The sequence below is a fragment of the Treponema sp. R80B11-R83G3 genome, assembly GCF_054786115.1.
In genome coordinates, this window is record NZ_BDHF01000209.1 from 1 (window position 1) to 1,405 (window position 1,405).

A 1,405-nucleotide genomic window follows, 5' to 3' on the forward strand; every position below is an offset into this window, starting at 1 on the left:
AAATCCCAAATTTGGGATATATATGAAATTTATCATTTTTGGTGAATAGTGTAAATGTTATTATTAAAATGTAACTGACACCTCTTTTTCATAGTGTACCTTCACTCCCGACCACCCCCATATATAGCGTACCTTTTCATTAAAATCGGCTGCTGCCGAGCTTCGCTCGAGACAGCAGCCAAAAAAGCGAAAAAAGTAAAAAATCTTTCGATTTCAGTCAAGCAAATTGGCACTTTCACGCCATATATAGGTGTCTCTTGTGAGACGAAAAAATCTATTTTAAGGAGTTGAAAATGAAACATCTATTTTTTCTTGTAATGATTTTTTCATTACTGCTTGCCCCTTGTGGTTGCAAACATGACGCAAGCCAACTTGACGACAGTCAAACCGAGACAGGTCTGCCGCCTACTGTGGAAATCCCCGCCGAAACGGAACAGGGAGCGGAACAAGGACAGCCAGAAACAAACGAGCCTGAAACTATTGAAGGGGGAGAAATTGAGCCAGTGCCGAATGATACAGAGCAACCTGTACCAGAAACGCCTATTATTGAACCGCCAATAATCGAGCCGCCGATTATTGAGACACCGCCAACAGAGCCACCAGTAATACCGCCTGTGGTCGAACCGCCTACAGTAGAGCCACCGCCGATTGTAGAACCACCGACAGAACCGCCAGTAATACCGCCAGTTGAACCGCCAACAGAACCGCCGATTATCGAAATTAATGAGTTACGCCCTGACTTTTTAGAACAATTAAAAAAAGTGGAATACATCGAGTTTCGGGTAAAAAGATCGGGCAATTTGCAGGGTATCAGCGTCCACATAATGCACAACGCCGCCAATCCCTTTGTTTACAATTTCCCCAACATTGATGTTGCGTTAGGTGAATATATAACCCTACATTTGCGGACGCTTTCAACAAATTGCATTAATGAATTAGGGGATAATCTTTCTCTATCGGGCGGTTACGAGTCATGCCCCACCGCTAGGGATTTATGGGTAGAAGGTTCAAACAAATATCTTTACAAAACCGACATAGTTTATTTAACGGACGCAAGCGGTAAAATTTTTGACGCAGTAATAATGAACGAAGCCCCTGCCGCTAAATGGGCAAAAGATGTAACGCACTTTGAGCAAATCTCTGAACACCTATGGAATGTCGAAGCGTGGGAAACAGCAGACGATGAAAAGCCAACGCCCTATGACGCAGTAGACACATCGGAGATAACAAGCACATATAAAAGCGTCAGCCGTTATGAATGGCGAGCAAATCATTTTAACACAACAGATTGGTATGTTACTAAAACAGGCAACACAACGCCAGGACTGCCAAACAAATAGGAGGAGAATGTAATACTTGTTCGGGAACTAACCAAGTTTCCGAGCAAGCCAATTAATTCAAAAAA

Annotated in this window: 1 protein-coding gene; it reads left to right on the plus strand. The window is 42.9% G+C overall.

Annotation, left to right across the window (positions count from 1 at the left end; translation table 11 throughout):
• The first annotated feature begins 293 nt into the window (after nucleotides 1-293).
• On the plus strand, nucleotides 294-1,340 hold the full coding sequence (locus tag ACYVRH_RS12660) for a hypothetical protein (RefSeq protein ID WP_461257260.1): 1,047 nt from the start codon (nucleotides 294-296) through the stop codon (nucleotides 1,338-1,340).
• Nucleotides 1,341-1,405 lie beyond the last annotated feature (65 nt).